The organism is Parasaccharibacter sp. TMW2.1882 (assembly GCF_023337635.1).
GTDB lineage: Bacteria > Pseudomonadota > Alphaproteobacteria > Acetobacterales > Acetobacteraceae > Bombella > Bombella apis.
Genome location: NZ_NWUT01000003.1, coordinates 22,249 through 38,221 on the forward strand (window position 1 = coordinate 22,249; position 15,973 = coordinate 38,221).

General features: G+C 58.6%; 15 protein-coding genes and 1 tRNA gene. 8 read left to right on the plus strand and 8 right to left on the minus strand.

Features of this window, described 5'->3' with window-relative positions; all coding sequences use genetic code 11:
• Positions 1-12: 12 nt before the first annotated feature.
• From CO583_RS07670 to CO583_RS07695, 6 genes are all read left to right on the plus strand, one after another.
• A complete protein-coding gene (locus CO583_RS07670) occupies positions 13-747 on the plus strand; it encodes a glycosyltransferase family 2 protein (RefSeq protein WP_408902083.1) in 735 nt (244 codons plus the stop codon).
• A 90-nt stretch (positions 748-837) separates the two neighbouring features.
• Positions 838-2,511, plus strand: coding sequence for a glycosyltransferase family 39 protein (locus CO583_RS07675; RefSeq protein WP_154981084.1), 1,674 nt, complete (start codon positions 838-840; stop codon positions 2,509-2,511).
• Between the two features lie 160 nt (positions 2,512-2,671).
• Positions 2,672-3,835, plus strand: coding sequence for an ABC transporter permease (locus tag CO583_RS07680; RefSeq protein ID WP_081562456.1), 1,164 nt, complete (start codon positions 2,672-2,674; stop codon positions 3,833-3,835).
• A gap of 2 nt (positions 3,836-3,837) precedes the next feature.
• Positions 3,838-4,632: an ABC transporter ATP-binding protein gene (locus CO583_RS07685; protein ID WP_373364560.1), complete on the plus strand. Its 795-nt coding sequence runs from the start codon at positions 3,838-3,840 to the stop codon at positions 4,630-4,632.
• Positions 4,625-5,581, plus strand: a complete 957-nt coding sequence (locus CO583_RS07690) for an MlaD family protein (protein ID WP_043559217.1) — start codon at positions 4,625-4,627, stop codon at positions 5,579-5,581. Before CO583_RS07685 ends, CO583_RS07690 begins: the two co-directional genes overlap by 8 nt.
• Complete coding sequence (locus CO583_RS07695) at positions 5,578-6,168, plus strand: membrane integrity-associated transporter subunit PqiC (protein WP_086441836.1); 591 nt, start codon at positions 5,578-5,580, stop codon at positions 6,166-6,168. The genes CO583_RS07690 and CO583_RS07695 overlap by 4 nt, the downstream gene beginning before the upstream one ends.
• A gap of 86 nt (positions 6,169-6,254) precedes the next feature.
• On the opposite strand, the gene CO583_RS07700 is transcribed toward CO583_RS07695, so the two are convergent.
• Positions 6,255-6,330 (minus strand) — tRNA-Ala (locus CO583_RS07700).
• A 140-nt stretch (positions 6,331-6,470) separates the two neighbouring features.
• Here CO583_RS07700 and CO583_RS07705 point away from each other — a divergent pair.
• Entirely contained in the window at positions 6,471-6,794 is a 324-nt protein-coding gene (locus CO583_RS07705) for a YggT family protein (protein WP_227431471.1), read from the plus strand.
• A gap of 61 nt (positions 6,795-6,855) precedes the next feature.
• Here the strand turns inward: CO583_RS07705 and CO583_RS07710 are convergent, their stop codons facing one another.
• Positions 6,856-7,995, minus strand: coding sequence for a hypothetical protein (locus tag CO583_RS07710; RefSeq protein WP_373364559.1), 1,140 nt, complete (start codon positions 7,993-7,995; stop codon positions 6,856-6,858).
• Positions 7,996-8,166: 171 nt separating this feature from the next.
• Positions 8,167-9,654 (minus strand): metalloprotease TldD, encoded by a 1,488-nt coding sequence (gene tldD / locus CO583_RS07715; RefSeq protein ID WP_248630711.1) that lies wholly within the window; start codon positions 9,652-9,654, stop codon positions 8,167-8,169.
• A gap of 161 nt (positions 9,655-9,815) precedes the next feature.
• Between tldD and glnA the strand changes: the two genes are divergently transcribed.
• Positions 9,816-11,276, plus strand: coding sequence for a type I glutamate--ammonia ligase (glnA, locus tag CO583_RS07720; RefSeq protein WP_043559209.1), 1,461 nt, complete (start codon positions 9,816-9,818; stop codon positions 11,274-11,276).
• Positions 11,277-11,456: 180 nt separating this feature from the next.
• Here the strand turns inward: glnA and CO583_RS07725 are convergent, their stop codons facing one another.
• The 5 genes from CO583_RS07725 to speE all read right to left on the minus strand — a co-directional run bounded on the left by CO583_RS07725 (position 11,457) and on the right by speE (position 15,943).
• A complete protein-coding gene (locus CO583_RS07725; RefSeq protein WP_052348982.1) occupies positions 11,457-12,416 on the minus strand; it encodes an ROK family protein in 960 nt (319 codons plus the stop codon).
• Positions 12,417-12,440: 24 nt separating this feature from the next.
• Positions 12,441-12,743 carry a putative quinol monooxygenase gene (locus tag CO583_RS07730; RefSeq protein WP_043559206.1) on the minus strand — a complete coding sequence of 101 codons (303 nt, stop codon included), beginning with the start codon at positions 12,741-12,743 and terminating at the stop codon, positions 12,441-12,443.
• Between the two features lie 212 nt (positions 12,744-12,955).
• Positions 12,956-14,098 (minus strand): glycine cleavage T C-terminal barrel domain-containing protein, encoded by a 1,143-nt coding sequence (locus CO583_RS07735; RefSeq protein ID WP_043559203.1) that lies wholly within the window; start codon positions 14,096-14,098, stop codon positions 12,956-12,958.
• A 112-nt stretch (positions 14,099-14,210) separates the two neighbouring features.
• Positions 14,211-15,044: a 3-methyl-2-oxobutanoate hydroxymethyltransferase gene (panB, locus tag CO583_RS07740; RefSeq protein WP_043559201.1), complete on the minus strand. Its 834-nt coding sequence runs from the start codon at positions 15,042-15,044 to the stop codon at positions 14,211-14,213.
• A gap of 23 nt (positions 15,045-15,067) precedes the next feature.
• Positions 15,068-15,943, minus strand: a complete 876-nt coding sequence (speE, locus tag CO583_RS07745; protein ID WP_081562455.1) for a polyamine aminopropyltransferase — start codon at positions 15,941-15,943, stop codon at positions 15,068-15,070.
• Positions 15,944-15,973 lie beyond the last annotated feature (30 nt).

Consider the following 15,973-nt stretch of genomic DNA (forward strand, 5'->3'; position numbering starts at 1 on the left):
ACAGCCAGTGAGATGACCAGTCCCTTGCTGGCTGTCGTGATTACCGTCCTCAATGAGGGCGAGAATATCCTTCCCGTCTGTACGGAAATCCGCACGGCTCTTGAGAGCCTGCCATCGGCAGAGATCATCTTCGTGGATGATGGCAGTACGGACGACACCCTCCAGAAATTGCAGGAAGCCCGCAGCACTATCCTGCCCGGGTTGCGTATTCTGTCCCATCCCTCCTGTCTGGGTAAATCTACGGCCCTGCGCACGGCCATCAGGGCCGCCCGTGCCCCATGGATCGCCACAATGGATGGAGACGGACAGGACGACCCTGCCTTCATCAAAACAATGGTCGAAGCCGCATGGAACCATGGTGAAGGGGCTGTCGGCCCTCTGGTTGTTGGCGTCCGCCGCAAGCGTCAGGACAGGCTCTCCCGCAGGTTTGCCACCCGTTTCGCCAATGGTCTGCGCCAGCATCTGCTCAAGGATGACTGCCCTGATACGGGCGGGCCGCTCAAGCTCTTCCCACGCGACCTGTTCCTCTCCCTGCCCCAGTTTGAAGGGCTGCACCGTTTCATCCCCGCCTTGATGAAAAGCTACGGCGCCCCCCTCATCTGCATCGAGACACGACACAGGGCCAGGCTTCATGGCCATTCCAAATATACCAATCTGCACCGGGCTCTCGTGGGGGTGCGTGACATGCTGGGGGTTCTCTGGCTACAGAACCGCACCCGTCGGCCACCACCACTGAACGAACTGTAAGACAGCAGCCTTTCTCCCCGCCCGGCACCGGACGACCCTTCTGACGATCCGGGCATCATGCCCGTTCATCCAGTGCGAACCGGAGTTTTCATGCCTCCAAAATTCCGTCATTACGCTCTGCTTGCCGTTCTGGCGTTTCTGGCTGCCTTGCCGGGGCGCATGAGCCTGCCCCCGCTGGACAGGGATGAACCACGCTACATGCAGGCCACAGCCCAGATGCTCTCTTCCGGCAATTTCCTGGACATACGCTTCCAGGACCAACCCCGCTATCTGCAACCAGCAGGCATCTACTGGCTGGAAGCCGGAGCGGTAAAGGCCTCCGAAATCATCACACAGGATGAAACGCTACGCCATGAAAGCTGGCCCTACCGTATCCCCAGCCTTCTGGCATCAGTCTGCAGCATCCTCCTGACAGCCTGGATCGGAACCCGTCTGTTCGGATTTTCTACAGGCCTGCTGGCGGCAGGCCTGCTCATGGTGGCACCGCTATTTGCCGCAGAGAGCCGGATGGCCACCATCGACAGCACCCTGCTGCTGGATATTCTGTGCCTTCAGGCCCTGCTGCTCTGCCATTTCACCGACATGCAGAAGGGCAGAACGACACCATGCCGTTCCAGCATCCTCTACTGGAGCGCTCTCGGGGTAGGGATGATGCTGAAAGGCCCCATTGTTCTCATCCCCGCCCTGGGCACCCTGATCTCACTCTCCATCTGTCTGCGCAGTACGGCACTCATCCGACAGTTGCGGGCCGGGTGGGGCTGGCTGCTCAGCGTACTCATCGTCCTTCCCTGGTGTCTTGGCATTGCTCTGGTCAGTCATGGTGAGTTCTTCCGCCGTGCCGTAGGCCACAATCTACTTGGCAAAATTGCCCACCCGCAGGAAACACACGGCTTCCCCCCCGGCTATTATCTCCTCCTGTTCCTGCTCGCTTTCTGGCCAGGGGCTCTGGCAGCCATACGCTCTCTCCCAGCCCTCTGGCAGCGACGTGCCAAACCAGAGACCCTGTTTCTTCTCTGCTGGATCATCCCACACTGGCTCATCTTTGAGTGTCTGGCCACCAAGCTCCCTCATTATGTCCTGCCAACCTACCCGGCCATTGCCATTCTGGTGGCTGCCAGCCTGACGGTCTGGCCCCTCGTACCGCTACGTTCTCTCTGGACGAAACTGGGGGTGTCCCTCTACGCCCTCGCCTGGGGATTGGCCGGACTCCTCTTCTGCCTGGCCGGGCCAGTCCTGCTCTACAGGATGGAAGGCCACCTCTTTGCGGATGCGCTCATACCTGCCCTGGGCAGCCTGCCACTCCTTCTGGCAGGCCTCCGGCTCATCTGGAAACAGAACTGGTCCGGCGGGGCACTCTGCGCCATGGGTGCCGCCCTGCTGACCGAAACGGGCATCTTCCTCTGCGTCATTCCCCATCTGACCAGCATCCAGCTTGCTCCCCGCATTGCCGAGAGCTTCCGGGAGCTCCGCCCCTGTCCCGACAGCGCCCTGATTTCCCCCTCCTACAGGGAACCCAGCCTTGTCTTCCTTACCGGGGGCCGGGCCAGACTGCTGCCACCATCGCAAGCAGCCCATGAACTGCATGACCACGCACGCTGCGATCTGGCTCTCCTGGACAGGAAGGATGACCCAGCCTTCCAGCAGGAACTGGCCCGCCTTGGCACGGAGAGCATTCTGTATGACCAGTTTGACGGACTGAATTACTCCAACGGTCACAGGCTTCATCTGCGGCTCTATGCCAGCAGTGAAAAACCCACCCGCTGAAAAGGAAACTCATGCCTTGACCTGATGGCAGCCCTGAAGAGAAGCGGCTCGCTTTCATTAAAAAACTGACATAGAATGAACGGACAGAACATTTTGTGGGCAGGGCCATGTTGCAGAATTTCACTTCCCCCGTGCCTGTGGCAGGGCATACCGTCTCCTCATGACACAACAGGCTGTTCCCTCCCCCACCAAAGACAGCACCCCGCCTTCATGGTCCATTGACGATACGGCCAACGGGCTGTCCCTGACCATCCGGGGGGACTGGAAGGCCCTGCAGGATGATGTGGTGCAGTTCCCGGCAACTGCTCTCACCTCCTCCCACCCAGGGAGCGGGAAGACATTGTCCATCAACCCGGACGGACTGGGCAGCTGGGATTCCTGCTTCATCATGTTCCTGTGGACCGTCAAGCAGGCCGCCTGCCAGGCCTCCCTGACATTTGATGATCACGCCCTGCCGTCTTCCGCCCAGCGCCTTCTGGCTCTTCTGCCAGAAAAAGTGGAACAACCCGCCCCCCACCAGCAGGACCGGGAAAGCTTCTTTGCCCGTGTTGGCGGAAAGACGCTGGACATCCTGCATGAGACAGCCACATCCAGCGCCCTGCTGCTGGAAGTCATGCGGGGAGCTGTCGGGACGTTGCGTGGCAAAAACTCCATGCGTCTCAAGGACCTGCTTGTGGATGTCTGGAATGCTGGCCCCTCGGCACTGCTCATCGTCAGCATTGTCAATTTTCTGATCGGGGCCATCCTGGCCTTCGTGGGGCTGCTGGAATTACGCAAATTCGCAGCTGAAATCTATGTGACCAATCTGGTGGGCATTGCCTCCGCCCGTGAAATCTCCGCCATCATGACAGCCATCATCATGGCCGGACGTACGGGCGGAGCCTATGCAGCCCGCATCTCCACCATGCAGGGCAATGAAGAGATTGACGCTCTTCAGGTGACTGGCATCTCCGTGGCGGGCTATATCCTGCTCCCCTCCATTCTCTCGCTGATCCTCATGATGCCGCTGCTGTATCTCTATGGCACGCTGGTCTCGATTTTCGGCGGTTTTGTCGTCTCCATGACCATGATGGACATTTCTCCCACCGGATACTGGCTCTCCACCTTCAACGGCGTGGAACTGAGCCAGTTTGCCTTCGGGTTCATCAAGGCACTCTTTTTTGCTGGCTTCATCGCTCTGGCTGCCTGCCGGATCGGCCTGAAAGCCGGCCGCAGTGCTGCGGATGTCGGCATTGCCGCCACACGGGCTGTCGTCATCGGGATTGTCGGGGTCATCGCTCTGGATGCCGTTTTTGCCGTCCTCGCCAACGCCGCTGGAATCTGATGATGTCTGATAGAGAAACTCTCATTTCCGTCCGTGATCTGCAACTCTCTTTCGGGCCCAAGATCATCCAGCAGAATGTGTCATTCGACCTGAAAAAAGGCTCCATCTTTGCTGTCATGGGGGGCTCCGGCTGCGGCAAAAGCACCCTGCTGAGGAGCATGATCGGTCTTCTGCGCCCCACGGCAGGGCACATCATGGTGGGTGGGGAAAATTACTGGGAGCAGGATGACGCCCACCGCACGGCCATCAACCGCCGTTATGGCGTTCTCTTCCAGAGTGGTGCGCTGTGGAGCTCCATGACCGTGGGCGAGAATGTCGCCCTGCCGCTGGAGATGTTCACGGACCTCAAGCCTGATGCCATAGACCATCTCGTCCGCCTGAAACTGGGGCTGGTGGGGATGGAGCATGCCATCGATCTCTTCCCCTACGAGATTTCCGGCGGCATGAAAAAACGGGCTGGACTGGCCCGGGCCATTGCGCTGGAGCCGGACATCCTCTTTTTTGACGAACCCTCCGCCGGGCTGGACCCGATCACCTCCGCCCGGCTGGATGACCTCATCCTCACCCTGCGTGACGGACTTGGGGCTACGATCGTCATTGTCAGCCACGAACTGCCCAGCCTTTTCACCATTGCTGATGATGGCATCTTTCTGGATGCTGTCACGCACAGGCCCATTGCCAGTGGCTCACCCCGTGCCCTGCATGACAGCTGTACCCTCCCGGAGGTGACGGCCTTCATGCACCGCTCTGCTTCCATCCCTTCCCAGACAGAACAGAAGGCCGAACAGCATGTCTGAAACCACCAACAGAAAAACCCAGATCGGCATCTTTGTCGTCCTTGGGGGCGTGCTGCTACTGTTCATCATCATGACATTCGGGCATCTCCGCCTCTTCTCCAAAACACGGGACGTTGCCGTGGTGTTCCAGAACTCCATTGCTGGCCTGTCTGTCGGGGCCCCAGTCAATTTCCGTGGTGTGAAGGTCGGATCCGTCCAGAGCATCACCCTGCATTTCGACCCACAGGACCACAAAGCCTATATCCCGGTCATCATTACTCTGGAGACCGGGCAGATGCATGTTGTCCAGGACGATGCGGGGGGCAAGCAGGTCAATTTCCAGACAATGATTGACAATGGCCTGCGCGCCGGGCTGAACCTGCAGAGCCTCGTGACGGGACAATCCAACATCGAACTGGACTTCGACAAATCCGTTCCCGCCACGCTGCATCCCCGCATCACAAAACTGCCGGAGATTCCTGTCCGGCTCTCCACCATGGAGAAGCTGAAAAACACACTGGAGCAGATTCCCATCAAGGATATCAGCCAGCATGCTGATTCCGCCCTGCTATCCGTCACGGAGCTGAGCGAGGGCCTGCGCCAGGACCTGCCCGGCCTCATTGCCAGCCTGAAGAGAACATCCGACCAGTCGCAGGAAACCATGCAGGTTGCCACTGCCACCATCAGGGACCTGCATACCCAGCTGGATGGATCACTGGCAAAACTGGACCGACTGTTTGATACAGGTACCAACCAGCTTGAAATGCGTGGCAAGGATATCCACAGGACACTCCTCTCCGCCACAGCCACGCTGGAGGCCCTGCAGGACATTCTCTCCGCCCGTTCCGTGGACCGAGCCAATCTGGATGCTGCGCTGCGGGATATTGCCGCAACGGCTTCCTCTCTCCGTGGGTTCGCCAACGATGTGGAACGCAATCCGCAACTTCTGCTTATGGGACGCCACCCATGATGTTTCCATCACGCCGTACTGTTCTTGCCCTTCTGGGAAGCTGCACCCTGCTTGCAGGCTGTGCATCTCCCCAGCTGCACATCTATACGCTCGGCATTCCTGTCCATACCGATACGAAATCCCTCCAGGTGTCTCCGCAAACAACCATCGTGCAGATCAGCCGGATCATCATGCCGGACTATCTGGACAGCCAGGAGATCATCACCCGTCAGGGGGAGGAAATCCGCCGCAGCCCCAACTCCCGCTGGGCATCCCGCCTGTCCCTTGGCATTACGGACCTGATCACCAACGAAGTGGCTGCCTCCCAGCATGACATCCTGGTGACGGACCAGCCCCTGGCCCAGGCAGCTGACATGCAGATCATGGTTGCCATTTCCGAATTCGATGTGGATGTGAGTGGTCATGCCATACTGAACGCCCATTGGGCCATTGTTCCGCATGATCGCCACAAACCGATGGTCCGCAACATTGCGCATCTCGCTGCCAACGGGCCTGTCAGGACAGATGCCGATACGGCCGCACTGATGCGGAAACTCGTAATACAGCTGGCGGAGCATATCTCCAGATCCATCCCAGCAACACCGTAAAGCAAGACGGCCCCCGGGACTGAAACAGTGAACCAGTCCCAGCCCTCTTCCCCGATGCCATCCCAAGCTGTTTTTCAGGAAAATCGTGGTGGAGCTAAGGGGAGTCGAACCCCTGGCCTCCTCATTGCGAACGAGGCGCTCTCCCAACTGAGCTATAGCCCCACAATCTGCCGTTCAAGACACCATGCACGCCATGAACTGTCAAGTCGTGACTGCCCAGCAATTGGTCTCGCCAGCCATGCAGAAGATTGTTACATGTGTGGGTCTGCATCTCCTCACGCCATCAGGAAGGATATCCGCCTGTGCATGCTGCCATCATCTATCTCCAGGTCATCAATCTCCTCATGGTGGTGCTGGATGTTTATACATGGATCATCCTTGCCTACTGCCTTGCCTCCATGGCCATCGGTTTTGGCGTCATAAACCCTCAGACCAACCGCTTCGTGAGTAGCCTTCTTGAGATACTGGCAAGGCTTGTGGAACCCGTTCTGCAACCCATCCGCAATATTCTACCAGACACAGGCATGATGGACTTCTCCCCCCTCATCCTGCTCCTGGCCATTCAGTATGGCATTCCCTTCATCCTGAAGAGCATTTTCAGAATCTTCTTCCTCCCACAAGGCTGAAACGAAAAAAACCCCCGCCTGAAAATCAGGTGGGGGTTTTTCCTGTCCGATGAAGAGCTGATCAGAACACGGCAAACACAGCGGCTTCCGGTGAGATGGACCGGGACGTATTGTGCCCGGCCACCGGCAGGATCACACCGACAATCCCACCAACACTCGACGTCCAGTTATATTCAATCCCAGGCCCGACATTGAAGGCACCAGACCAACCCGTCCGAGAGTTGATGTATTTCTTTGAATAAACATTGTACCCATTGACCGAACTGGATGTAGCCCAGGTATGGTACAGGTCCAGCGCAAACACCCACTTCTTGGTGATACCCAGCTCGACTGAACCACCCTCATTCCCATAGGGACCGGCATGACCACGCCCGGTGAAACCTTTCTCTGTCCCATAACTGGTGATGTTGCGCAGTTTCGTACTGGCCACCGGATGGCGGACCTGCGCCCAAAGACGCACACGCATTGCATGGTCAAAAAACGGCAGGGCAAACTGGCTGTGCACACCATAGCGAAGTGCCCAGACACCCTGGCCAACCCCCTCTGACGCATTGGAAAGGTTCTTGTAATCACCTGTCGGGGTATTCACACCAAAATAAAGCGTGATGGACGGCGTATAATGCGGTGTCAGACGGTACTGGAACTCCACCGGCAGATCATTAAACTTCAGGCCGGAGTGTTTGGTATGATTCCCCCAGCTATAGCTGTATGTCGGCAGCAGATAGATGGACAGATGGTCCGTAATACCATATTTCGCCAGCGAAAACTGGGAAATGGAATGCTGCCCCCCGGCTCCCTTCCGGGTATTGAGATGCCCGTTGGAATCAAACGCACCGGCAGGCAGGCCAGCCGCTACATAAGGCTCCACAGCAATCATGCCCGGGACAGGCAGAGCTGGTGAGGGAGAATAGAGGGACCCCGTATACCACTGCTCCGGCAACGGCTTGGAGGCTGGTTTCTCCGCAATGGACACGACCGGCTTCTGGGCAGCAGCCTCATGGGAAGAAGCCGCAACAGTCGTCCCCGCAGCTGCGCTGGCCGGCTGGGTAGCTTTGCCCGTTTTCTGGGCCGAGCTGTCACCTGCTCCGTTACCGTTACTGGCCGCCACAGCCGTCTCCGCAGCATGCACATCTGCACAGGCACCGAAAGTACCTGCAAAGAGACTGGACAGAAGGGCTGCGTAACGCACGGACGTCTTCATCACGATAAACCATCATCCCATTGTTGTGATGAGAAAACATTACGACAGCAAAAAGATAGTTTGCAATAGAGAAATGAAAAATTATTTATATCTGAAACATATTCCATTTGTTTTATCTATCCGGGACAGCCCCGGGGAAAACCAGACCAATGGTCTGTTTCCAGATAGTCATCAGGACGCTGTCCCTCCAACTGTCAGGCCACTCACCTTCAGCATGGGCTGCCCCACACCAACAGGCACACCCTGCCCGGCCTTGCCACATGTCCCTATGCCCGGGTCCAGCTCCATGGCGGGGCCGATCATGCTGATCTGCTCCATCACCGCTGCTCCACTGCCAATCAGCGTCGCCCCACGCACTGGTGCCGTAACCCGGCCATCTTCAATCAGATAGGCTTCCGAAGCAGCAAACACGAATTTGCCAGAGGTGATATCAACCTGCCCGCCACCAAAATTGCAGGCATACAGGCCCTTCTTCGTGGAGCGGATCATTTCCTCCTCCGAGGCCTGTCCCCCCGCCATGATGGTATTGGTCATGCGCGGCATCGGCGCATGGGCATAGGACTGACGGCGGCCATTCCCTGTTGGCGTTACTGATGTCAGGCGGGCATTCAGCCGGTCCTGCATGTATCCCTGCAATATCCCGTCTTCAATCAGCACGGTCCGGCTGGTGGGAGTTCCCTCATCATCCATGTTCAGGGAGCCACGCCGCTCCGGCAAGGTGCCGTCATCCAGAACAGTCACCCCCGGGGCAGCAATACGCTGGCCCACGCACCCGGAAAAAACAGACGTACCCTTGCGGTTGAAATCACCCTCAAGCCCGTGCCCGACAGCCTCATGCAACAGAATCCCGGGCCAGCCGGCCCCCAGCACAACCGGCATGTCCCCTGCCGGAGCCGCCACGGCCTCCAGCGTCACCAGGGCCTGCCGCAGGGCCTCTTGTGTCATGGCCTGCCAGCAGGACGGCTCCATAAGGCGGGACAGAGCATACCGCCCTCCCTGTCCGGCACGGCCACTCTCCCGCCGTCCGCCCTGTTCCACCACCACGGAAACATCGAGCCGGACCAGCGGACGGACATCCACCAGCGGCCCTGCATGCCCCTCCTGAAGAAACGCAGGACGCATGATCCGCACGACCTGCCACTGCGTGTTGAGGGTCACATTCACCTGCACGACACGGTGGTCCAACCCTCGCCCATAGGCCTCAATCTCTCCCAGCAACGCCGCACGCTGTGAGAAATCCCCCCCCTCAAGCGGATGTGCTGCACCATAAAGAGAGGCCCGTCCATCTGCCGCCGCAGCCTCCTGCAGGCGGGAAGGGGCCTGCTGGTCCGGTCGGAGAGCCATGCGCTCTACACTGCCCAGCCCTTCGGCGGCACGCCGCAACGCCCCCATCCCCAGAAGATCCGAGTGGGCAAAGATGGTCTGGCTGCCCGTGACACCCCGCAGGCCAAACCCTGAAGAGCGGTTGAAACCAGCCGTCCGCAGCAGGCCATTTTCCAGCCCCAGCGTCTCTTCTTCCCGGTATTCCAGAAACAGCTCCCCGTCATCCATGCCAGCAAGACTGCTGGCAAGCTGACGGTTCACGTCATCAGGCGTCCATGGCAGGGTCTCATGAAAAAAAAGGGCGTCGGATATTTTTACAGGGGAAGGCGCAGACATGACCACCAGATGGATTTTCCATACGGCACAGATGCCGGGGATTATAAAAAACTGAGGCAGCACTGTCTCATAAAATGAAGTTTATGAGCAAGCACTCGACAGATGGCCAATTGTCCCCTAATCGTTTTGGTATCAGTCCAAAAATTGCGAGGCACGCAGCCATGGCGAAAAAAGCAGTTTCCTCTCCTTCCGCACAACGCCCTTCCCCTCAGAAAGCCGCCATCCAGCGCGTTTTTGAGCTGATCGAAGAGCACGGCATCGAGTTCGTTGATCTCCGCTTCACCGACACGAAGGGCAAATGGCAGCACACCACGCAGACGGTCCGCACCATTGAAGAGGACACCTTCACGGAAGGCTTCATGTTTGACGGCTCCTCCATCCAGGGGTGGAAGGCCATCAACGAGTCCGACATGGTCCTGCTGCCGGACCCGGAAACAGCCGTGGTCGACCCCTTCTCCGCCCGCCCGCAGCTCATCCTGATCTGCGACATCATCGACCCCAGAACGGGCGGCTATTACAATCGTGACCCCCGTGCGACAGCCAAACAGGCCGAAGCCTACCTGAAGAAGAGTGGCCTGGGTGATACGGCGTTCTTCGGGCCGGAAGCCGAGTTCTTCATTTTCGACAGTGTCCGCTTCGGCACGGGTGAGAATTACGGCACCTACCACCTCGACAGCATCGAAGGGCCGGAAGCTGCCCTGAAGGACTACCCGGAAGGCAACATGGGCCATCGCCCGGCCCGCAAGGGTGGGTATTTCCCTGTTCCGCCGGTGGACAGCGAACATGACCTGCGCGCCGAGATGCTGGCTACCATGGGCGAGATGGGTCTGCCGATCGAGAAGCATCACCATGAAGTGGCCCGCAGCCAGCACGAGCTGGGCACGGCCTTCGCCACACTGGTGAAGTCAGCCGACTTCATGCAGATCTACAAATACTGCGTGCACAATGTCGCCCATTCCTACGGCAAGACGGCCACCTTCATGCCGAAGCCCATCTATGGCGACAACGGCACCGGCATGCATGTACATCAGTCCGTCTGGAAGGACGGCAAGCCGCTCTTTGCTGGCAAGCGCTATGCTGACCTTTCCGATGAGGCCCTGTACTACATTGGCGGGATCATCAAACACGCCAAGGCACTGAATGCCTTCACCAATCCCTCCACCAACTCCTACAAGCGGCTGATTCCGGGGTTTGAAGCCCCTGTGCTGCTGGCTTATTCCTCCGCCAACCGCTCTGCATCCTGTCGTATCCCCTACGCTACAAGCCCGAAGGCAAAGCGTGTTGAGGTCCGCTTCCCCGACCCGACAGCCAACCCCTACCTTGCCTTCAGTGCCATGCTGATGGCTGGTCTGGACGGCATCCGCAACAAGATCCACCCGGGCGAAGCCATGGACAAGGACCTGTACGAGCTGCCGCAGGAAGAGCTGAACATGATTCCAACCGTCTGCGGCTCCCTGCGTGAAGCTCTGGAGGCCCTGAAGACCGATCATGCCTTCCTTCTGGAAGGTGATGTCTTCACCAAGGACCAGATCGAAAGCTACATCACGCTGAAGATGCAGGACGTATACCGCTTTGAGCACACACCGCATCCGGTTGAGTTTGAGATGTACTACTCCGTCTGAGCCACCCCGTTCTTCCTGCTCCTTGCCGGGGCAGGAAGGGCTGGCCAGCGCACCATCGGAACAGACCGTCTGCCTTTCCATGAGGGGCAGGCGGTTTTTTTTCATGATGGCCGCCCCATGAAAAAAGGGCCTGCCCCCTGAAGGAGCAGGCCCTTGCCTCATGCTGCTGGCAATGCCGGATCAGGCATTTTTCTTGGAAATACCATTTTCGGCTACATCCCACAGCCAGGCAGCCCCACGCACACCAGAACTGTCACCATGACGGTTCTGCACGATCGGTGTCGTGCAAGGCGATGTAATTACATAACGGGGCAGCAGCTTGGGCACACGCTCGTAGATGCTGGGAAGATTGGACACGCCACCACCCAGCACGATCACATCAGGATCGAGGAAATTGACAGCCTGCGCACAGGCCCGGGCGAAACGGTCCATGTAGAGGTCCAGCGCACGGATGGCAGCTTCATCCCCATTACGGGCCGCCTCTTCAATTCCGTTCGGGGAGCGGTTGCCTTCACCCTTCCATTCCGCAGCCAGTGCCGGGCCACAGAGATAGCGCTCCTGACAGCCCTCATTGCCACAGAAACACTTCCGCATGGGCATGTCTTCCGGCTTTGCCCACGGCAGAGGGATATGACCCCATTCACCGGCGATGTGATGATGACCGGAGAGCACCCGAGCATTGGCCACGATGCCACCGCCCATGCCTGTCCCGATGATCACGCCCAAAACGACGGAATAACCGGCACCAGCGCCATCAGCAGCTTCGGACAAAGCGAAGCAGTTGGCATCATTTTCAACACGCACGGGACGGCCAAGACTCTCCTCCACATCACGCTTGAAGGCATTGTTGTTCAGCCATGTAGCGTTGGAGTTGCGGACCAGGCCTGTCTCGGGGGACAGGGACCCGGGGATGCCGATGCCCAGAGTGGATGTCAGCTGAGTCCCCGTGATGCGATGGGCAGGCACACAGCCGATCTGGTCCTCAGCCTTCAGCACCAGGTCCCGGATGGCCTCGATGGCCTTGTCATAAACCCCGGGGTTGGGAATACGCTCGCGCAGCACTTCCTTGCCACTGCGGTCCAGAGCAAGAATTTCGATTTTCGTGCCGCCAAAATCAATTCCAAGACGATAATCAGCCATGTGATGATTCTCCCTTAATCCAGCTTACGATGCGGGATGCAGAGGCTGCTGTCGGATGACCTCCAGCTCGGCTCCATGCTCCTTGATGAAACCGGCCAGAGCGCCAAAATGCTTGCTGGCAAGGTGGGTTTCGAACCCGTCCTTGCTGGCCCAGATCTCGCTGACCATGAAACGCCCCTTCTTCTCAGCATCACGGGAAATTTCGTAACGCTGGCAGGCTTCTTCCTTCAGCGAATGACCAGCACAGACCTGCACGGCTTTCTCAAGCTGGGCGGCTTTCTCTTCAGCAATGGTGACCAGTGCCAGAATATGGATGCTCTCGCTCATTTCGACTCTCCCTGAGTTGCCCCGCCCAGCTGCCGATGGAACCACGCTGAGCAAAAAAAATGGCCGGAGGCAACACACATTCCTGTCAGTCCTCTCCCACTGTGGGAGAAGGCGGACAAGGCCTGCCTCAAGCCCTGCATGAATGCGAGCCTCACCAAAAAACAGGGCCGTGTAAAGCCCTGTTCACAAACTTTCACTCAGGTGTCTTCTGCTCAGCGGGCCGTCTGCGGGACGAAGGGCAAAGCCGTGACAGAAACCTTGTGGAGCTGCCCGTCCGCATCGGCGGCGTAAAGCACCGTACCCTCTGCTGCATGGGATGGTGTGACATACGCCATGGCAATCATGGCCCGCAGGGTCGGACTGAAACAGCCAGACGTAATGCGCCCGACCCGGTCTGTCCTTCCTTCATCCGAGAAGAGTTCCACACCGCCACCCAGCAGCACGTCCCCTTCCGGACGCAGACCAACGCGCTGGCGGTATACGCCATGTTCCATCTGCCCTTCGATCGTCCCGGCACCAGGGTACCCCCCCGCCCGTGCTCCGCCGGCCCGGCGACAGGCAGCTATGCTGCTGACCAGAGCGGCCTCCACCGGAGATGTGGTTTTGTCGATGTCCGCCCCATACAGACACAGCCCGGCTTCCATCCGCAGGCTGTTCCGTGTCTCCAGCCCGGCCGGAGCCACATCGGGATCGTCCAGCAGACGGCGGGCAAAGGCTTCAGCCTGACTGGCCTCCAGAGAAAGATCGAACCCTTCCATACCCGTATAACCGAAACGGGATACAATGAGGCTGCCACCCTCCCACTGCATGGCCAGACTGTCCCGATACCGCATCCCCATGATGGTCGTCTGGTCCAGCACACGGGCCAGAACCTCGGCCGACAGAGGGCCCTGAAGGGACAGCATGGCCCGGTCAAATTCCCGGATCAGCCTGCAATCATTGCCAATGGCATTTTCGAGATAATCAGCATTGTCTTCCCTGTTCTGGCCATTGAGTGTCAGGATGAACTCTTCTTCCTGACGGGAAATGGCCAGATCATCCCGGATGCCGCCCTGATCAGTCGTCAACAGGCCATAACGGACCCGGTTCTTCTCAAGCCCCATGATGTCCAGAGGCATCAGAGCTTCGAGCGCCTCAGCAACAACAGCGGCATTATCCTCTTTTGCACGGATACGGACCTGCCCCAGAAAGGAGATGTCAAACAGCCCCGCCTGCTTGCGGGTATGAAGATGCTCCACCTCCATGCCGAGAGGGTAATGCTCGGGCAGGGCATAGCCTGCATAGCATCCCATCGTGGCCTTCAGCTCTTCATGCAGCGCCTGAAGGGGGCTGGACTTCAATGTTTCATCCGTCATTCTGTTTTATCCTGTAAATACAGGGGAAGTTCACCACTCTGCCAGCTTCATCCCCGTCTGACAATCCGGGCCCGGGCAAGGCTTCACCACGTTCCCCACCTGGGGGAGCTGGTCATTCCCCCGCCTTCAGGCTGGCCAGTACATCCGACTTCATGCTCACGCTCTGTGCCTGTGTCGGGAAAGAGCCTTCCTCAACCTGCCGGACATAATGGGACAAGGCTCCAACCATCTGCTCTCCGATTTCAGCAAACCGATGGGCATGACGAGGGGATTTGCCTTCGAAAAGACCCAGCACGTCATGCCAGACCTGGACCTGCCCATCACAACCCGGCCCGGCTCCGATCCCGATGGTCGGAATGGTCAGGGTTCTGGAAACCAGCTCGGCCAGCTCGGCGGGAATGACCTCCAGCACAATACCGAAAGCTCCGGCCTCCTCCAGCGCACGGGCATCATCCAGAAGTTTACGGGCGGCCTCGACCTGCTTTGCCTGCGCCCGCAGGCCGATCTGATGCTGGGACTGCGGTGTCAGACCCAGATGCCCCATGACGGGTACACCCATTTCCGTCAGCCGACGCACGACCGGGGCAATCTCCCGGCCGCCTTCCAGCTTCAGGGCCTGTCCACCACCCTCCTGCATCACACGGCGGGCTGCATCCACGGCATCCTGCTCGGTAGCATAGGAAAGGAAGGGCAGGTCGACCACAATAAGGGCTTTATGGCTGCCCTGGCGGACCATCCGTGCATGATAGATCATGTCCTCCACACGCACGGGCAGGGTCGTATCCCGCCCCTGCATGACCATGCCCAGAGAATCCCCCACCAGAATGACCGGCACGCCCGCCTGCTCGGCAATCAGGGCCGAAGCGTAATCATAGACCGTGAGCATGGCGATCCGCCGACCCTCATCCTTCATGGTCTGGAAGTCTGCGATTGTAGTCCGGCGCATGGTGGGGATCCTTCTCTATGGCCTCATGAACGAGGGAGGTTCTGGGCGATATAGGGGGGCAGGCTGAAAGAGGCAACATGCACCTCTGGCGTCCAGTACTGGCAGCCTTCCGCAATGCCCTGTGCACGACGGGCCAGCTCGACCACGTCCGGACGGTGCGGCGGAGCCCCCTTCTTGGCCATGCCCAGTGTCATGAACCCACCAACATAGGTTGGCACGGCAGCCAGATAGGCCGTGACATGCGGGAAGAATTTCGCACGACGGGCCGTTGTCTCCCGCAGCTCATCTGCCTGCTGGAACGGCACGCCACACTGATTGACGATGATCCCTTCATCCGAAAGGATGCGGGCGCAGTTCTCATAGAAATCATCTGTGAAAAGCACATCACCCACGCCGATCGGGTCCGTGCTATCCACGATGATGACATCAAAGGCTGCATCACCAGATTTCTTGACGTAATCGATCCCGTCCCCAACGATGACCTCAGCCCTCGGGTCATTCCACGCATCCTTGCCAAACATCGGCAGGTGCTGCTTGGAGAGTTCGATCACGTCGCCATCAATTTCCACCATGACGGCTTTCTCGACCGTCCTGTGCTGGAGAACACGACGCAGCACACCACCATCACCGGCCCCGATGATGAGAACACGTTTTGGGTTCGGATGCATGAAGAGCGGCACATGAGCCAGCATCTCCTGATAGATGAACTCATCCCGCTCCGTGATCTGCACGATACCGTCCAGCACCAGCACACGGCCATGGCTGCTGCTCTCGAAAATGCGGATGTCCTGAAACGGGGACTTCCTGTAGGCCAGTTCTTTCACAACCCTGAAACGCTGGCCCCAATCGGGATAGAGGGCCTCGTTGAACCAGGTCCCGGAAGACGTGCCAGATGTCATGGCGGCATCCTTTCTTCAATCAACGACGCC